Origin of the sequence: Vibrio kagoshimensis (genome assembly GCF_050337535.1) — a bacterium.
GTDB lineage: Bacteria > Pseudomonadota > Gammaproteobacteria > Enterobacterales > Vibrionaceae > Vibrio > Vibrio gallaecicus.
In genome coordinates this window covers 1-4,388 of record NZ_JAKJSZ010000045.1, presented here as the reverse complement: position 1 = coordinate 4,388, position 4,388 = coordinate 1, and the positions used below count along the sequence as shown (strand labels likewise).

Genomic DNA, 4,388 nt, shown 5'->3' with positions numbered 1-4,388 from the left:
GAACACATATAACAAGCAATTTAAGCAGACTGCCAACGCTTGGTATTTCCAGTTCAGTTTAGCTTCAGTGATTATGGTGGTAAATTTGAATGTAATGGTAGCGTTGTCAGCTACTTAATTGGGCGTTAGGCAACTTGGTATCCATAAAGGAGTTTTGAGTGAATAAGGAAGTACGAGTCGGTGTGGCTGCGGTTATTTTACGAGACGGACGTGTATTACTTGGAGAGCGTATAGGCTCTCATGGAGCTCATACATGGGCAACTCCAGGAGGGCATCTGGAGTTGGGTGAAAGTATCGAAGAATGTGCAAAGCGTGAAACTTTTGAAGAGACAGGATTAGTTGTCAACTCATTCAAAAATCTAGGTTTTACTAATGATATTTTCGAAAAAGAGAATAAACATTATGTGACCTTATTTGTCGTAACGTCTTGCTCAATTGGTGAGCCTCAGATAATCGAGCCTGAAAAATGTAAGCAGTGGAAGTGGTTCAATTTAGATGAACTCCCAGAGCCTTTATTCCTCCCGTTGACTAACTTATTGAAAGACTCAGTAGACATTGGAGAATTTGCCTAACAAGCAATTCAAGCAGACTGTCAACGCTTGGCATTTTCAACTCGGCTTAGCTTCAGTGATTTAGGTGAAAAATTTGAGTGTCTTGGTAGCGTTGTCAGCTACTTAATTGGGCGTTAGGCTTCACAAAGGGAATTATGAAGATCAATATTAGAAATGCAGACATTAAAGATGCTCACTCAATAGCTTTGGTTCACGTGACTTCTTGGGCTCAAGCTTATGATGGTTTGCTACCTAAGTCGTTCATTGAAAGCTATAACATAGAACGTAGACAAAAGTTATGGAGTAACACGCTATCTGATAACCTAGCATCAGTACTTGTTGCTGAGATGGGTAATGAGATTGTTGGCTTTTTAAGTTATCGAGAGCCTCGAGGCGAGCAATCGAATAATTCTATCGAGCTTAATTCTCTGTATGTAGCTCCTGGCTTATTTGGTCGTGGCGTTGGCAGTGACTTATTCGATTATTTCGAGAAACGTATGCTTAATAGCTCTTATACACAGATAGTATTATGGGCTTTAGACACCAATCAAATAGCCTTGAATTTTTATCGTAAGCACGGTTTTTGTGAAACTGGGCTTCAAGGTAAAGAACGTCTTGATGGCACTATTCTAAATGACCTTCAAATGGTTAAGTCGATAAAAGCCTAACAAGCAATTTAAGCAGACTGCCAACGCTTGGCATTTTCAGCTCGGTTAGCTTTAGTGATTACGGTGTTAAGCTTTAGTATATCGGTAGCGTTGTCAGCTACTTAATTGGGCGTTAAATGTCTAGGTGGAAATAATGGCATATAGAGATACGTTGAATATTCCCGAAGATAAGTTAGACCGGGAGATTTTTAGGATTATGCCCATTGACAGGCTATTAGAGATTTTTACAGATAATAAGTTAACTCTTGTTAAGCCAAAGCTATGGGATGACCCTTTTGAGAATATGCTGCTAAACGGTTTCGCTAAAACCAGTGAAGGTGAACTCGTAGATTTTGTTCCTATGAGGGAATCTGTTTATGGACAATGCTGGACTTTGCATAGTGAAACAGACGCAATGTGGAGAATATATTCCCATGACAAGCAAGGTGCAAAAGTTAAAACGACAATTCGTAAACTGTTAGAAGCATTGCAATCGAAAAGTGGTCAATACGCTCGTGTTCAATGCTTTATTGGTGAAGTGCAGTACGCTAAAACTCAAAAAGCACTTGTTGAAACTCTTCAGAATATAGACCTTTTTAATACAAGTGGTTCTGGTACACCTGAATCATTAATGCACAAAAGGAATGAGTTTAACCATGAGCGAGAGGTTCGCTTAATCTATACTGGCGGAGGTAAGTTAGACATCCATCAATTTAGTATCGACCCGCATGAACTCTTTGACGAAATTGTATTCGATCCAAGGATAAATGATCACTTGTTTGATGCTTATAAAACAGCACTTGAAGCAAAAAATTTTAAAAAGTCTATTCGAAAGTCTGTAATGTATAAGCCTCCTAAAGCGCTGATGGTCAACATTTAACAAACAATTCAAGCAGATTCGCAACGCTCGGCATTTTTAGTCTGTATCGGCTCAAGTGATTACGGCACAATGTTTAAGGTAGGTGGTAGCGTTGCTCACTACTTAATTGGGCGTTAACTGTATTACGGAGGAAGTACGATGGTTACAATTAGAGAGTACATTGAATCGGATGCTCAAGTGCTTTGGGATATCCACTTTTACACTATTCGTAACGTCAACCTTCGTGACTACTCCCAAGAGCAAGTGGAGGCGTGGGCTCCTGAGCATCTTGATTTATCGGTTTGGAAAAAGCGAATGTCAGGCTTATCACCATTTGTTGCTGAGGTAGATAACATTATTGTTGGTTATACTGATTTACAACCAACTGGGTTAATTGACCACTTCTTTTGTCATCATGAATATCAAGGGCAGGGCGTGGGTAAAGCTCTAATGTCTCATGTATTTAGCATGGCAGAACAACGTGGTATTAAGCGTTTGTATTCTGAAGTAAGTATTACAGCTAGACCGTTTTATGAATATTATGAATACTTTGGATTTAAAGTCGTTCAAGCTCAAGAAGTGGAAGTTCGTGGTCAGAAGCTAAGAAACTTCGTCATGGAAAAATACAGTTAACAAAGCATTTAAGAGTAATTCGCAACGCTTGCCGTTTTCGCTTCGCTCAAGTATAGCCAAGAGTCGCTCACACCTTAATGCGGCGTTAACTGGTTCCCGTAAAAATCATCTTTGTGTGCGTTTCTGTTTGTAGCTGATTTTCTGATTTGGATTATTTGGTCTAATGAAGCGATTGTGTTTGCGGCTAAGTGGCGTGACTGCGTGTTAGACGCTTACTAGGCGTCTAATATAAGGGTTCGGAGTTAGGTGACTAAGTTTCATGGTACAAGCATTAGATTGTGAGATATTCGACAGACTCGAAAAATAGTCGAAAGAGTTCCCTGAGTAACTATTTGGGTTAGCTGAACTAATGGTTACCCTAGCTTTTGTGGTTGTGTTGAGTTCACCAGTTAACAAAGTGTTCAAGAGGGACTCAAAACGCTTGGCGAATTGGTATCAAATGTCGAGTTAGGTGTTTCAGTTACAATGGTTTAGTTTTGGGGTTATAGCGTATTTCGCCCCTTAACACGGCGTTAGCCATAAAAATATCGGCTTCGATTAATGTCTGTATAAATAGGTTTTATTCTGAGAGAAAAATGAAAGCATTTTCAAAAAACGTAAGAGAGAAATTAGAGTACTACATTTATTTATATTCTGATCCTGATACAGGAGAAGTCTTCTATGTGGGTAAGGGGTGTGGAAATAGAGTTTTTTCTCATCTTAAGGATTCTAAAGAATCAGCTAAAGTAAACAAACTTTCAGAGTTGAAGAAGCAGAATAAATCGCCTCATATTGAAATATTACTTCATGGTTTAAAAGATGAAGAGACCGCAAAAAAAGTTGAATCTGCAATTATTGATTTAATTGGAGTTAAAAACCTAACCAATAGCGTAAGAGGCTTTGAGAGTACTAAAGTAGGTCGAATGAGTTTAGAGGAGGTGAGTGCACTGTATGACCGGGAGCAAGCTGATATTACTGAGCCTTCATTACTAATAAGAATCAATAAACAGTTCAGGTATGAAATGAGCCCATTTGAATTATATGATGCTACTAGAGGTGTTTGGAAAGTATCAGAAAAAAGAAGTAAAGAAGTAAAATATGCATTCGCTGTTTTTAATGGGATTATCCAAGAAATATATGAAATCACTCAATGGTTTCCTGCATATACAACTCTTTCAACTTTACCGCGTGAATGGGAGCCTGACGGTAGAAGAGAATTTGTTGGAAATGTAGCGAGCGCTGCTATTAGGAAAAAATACTATTTGAAATCAGTTGAACACTGCTTTGCAAGAACAAACCAAAATCCAATTACCTATCTAAACTGTAATGGCTAACAAGCACATTAAGTCGGAACAAAAACAGCGGGCTATGTTTCGTTCCTCAACAAATTTTAGCCCACTATTTTAATCCGCTTATGTGGGCGTTAGGTATACAAACTGGCTATGGAGAGTATATTGAAACAGTTTTCCTTAATTTTTATTATGTCTTCTATTCCTCCTTTCCTTATTTATTGGGTTGGCATTAATACCTTTGACAATTATGCCGCTCACTTAGGGTACTTTAGTCTTTTTCCCGTATTTTCAATACATGCTTTAGTTTGGGGGCTGCTAGGCGGAGGTGGATTTATCATTTCTTCTTTCGTAACAAAGCAATCTTTAAATAATAAAAAATTGTCATTTAAACACCTTGCTATATTGGGGCTGTTAATAGGAACTAGTC

Annotated in this window: 6 protein-coding genes; all 6 read left to right on the top strand. The window is 38.4% G+C overall.

Annotation, left to right across the window (positions count from 1 at the left end):
* Positions 1-158 precede the first annotated feature (158 nt).
* Positions 159-572 (top strand): nucleotide triphosphate diphosphatase NUDT15, encoded by a 414-nt coding sequence (locus tag L4C37_RS22105; RefSeq protein WP_429770108.1) that lies wholly within the window; start codon positions 159-161, stop codon positions 570-572.
* Positions 573-706: 134 nt separating this feature from the next.
* The gene (locus tag L4C37_RS22100) at positions 707-1,219 is read left to right on the top strand and encodes a GNAT family N-acetyltransferase (protein ID WP_372268628.1); all 513 of its coding nucleotides are present in this window, start codon (positions 707-709) and stop codon (positions 1,217-1,219) included.
* A 133-nt stretch (positions 1,220-1,352) separates the two neighbouring features.
* A complete protein-coding gene (locus L4C37_RS22095; RefSeq protein WP_429770106.1) occupies positions 1,353-2,078 on the top strand; it encodes a DUF2971 domain-containing protein in 726 nt (241 codons plus the stop codon).
* 138 nt (positions 2,079-2,216) lie between these two features.
* The gene (locus L4C37_RS22090; RefSeq protein WP_429770104.1) at positions 2,217-2,690 is read left to right on the top strand and encodes a GNAT family N-acetyltransferase; all 474 of its coding nucleotides are present in this window, start codon (positions 2,217-2,219) and stop codon (positions 2,688-2,690) included.
* Between the two features lie 575 nt (positions 2,691-3,265).
* Positions 3,266-4,003, top strand: a complete 738-nt coding sequence (locus L4C37_RS22085; protein ID WP_429770102.1) for an LEM-3-like GIY-YIG domain-containing protein — start codon at positions 3,266-3,268, stop codon at positions 4,001-4,003.
* 120 nt (positions 4,004-4,123) lie between these two features.
* On the top strand, positions 4,124-4,388 hold a 265-nt coding region (locus L4C37_RS22080; protein ID WP_429770100.1), incomplete at its 3' end, for a hypothetical protein.

What these genes read in the sequence shown, in the direction of transcription:
- L4C37_RS22100 (WP_372268628.1), top strand. Translation starts at nt 707, where the DNA reads ATGAAGATCAATATTAGAAATGCAGACATTAAAGATGCTCACTCAATA.
- L4C37_RS22095 (WP_429770106.1), top strand. Translation starts at nt 1,353, where the DNA reads ATGGCATATAGAGATACGTTGAATATTCCCGAAGATAAGTTAGACCGG.
- L4C37_RS22090 (WP_429770104.1), top strand. Translation starts at nt 2,217, where the DNA reads ATGGTTACAATTAGAGAGTACATTGAATCGGATGCTCAAGTGCTTTGG.
- L4C37_RS22085 (WP_429770102.1), top strand. Translation starts at nt 3,266, where the DNA reads ATGAAAGCATTTTCAAAAAACGTAAGAGAGAAATTAGAGTACTACATT.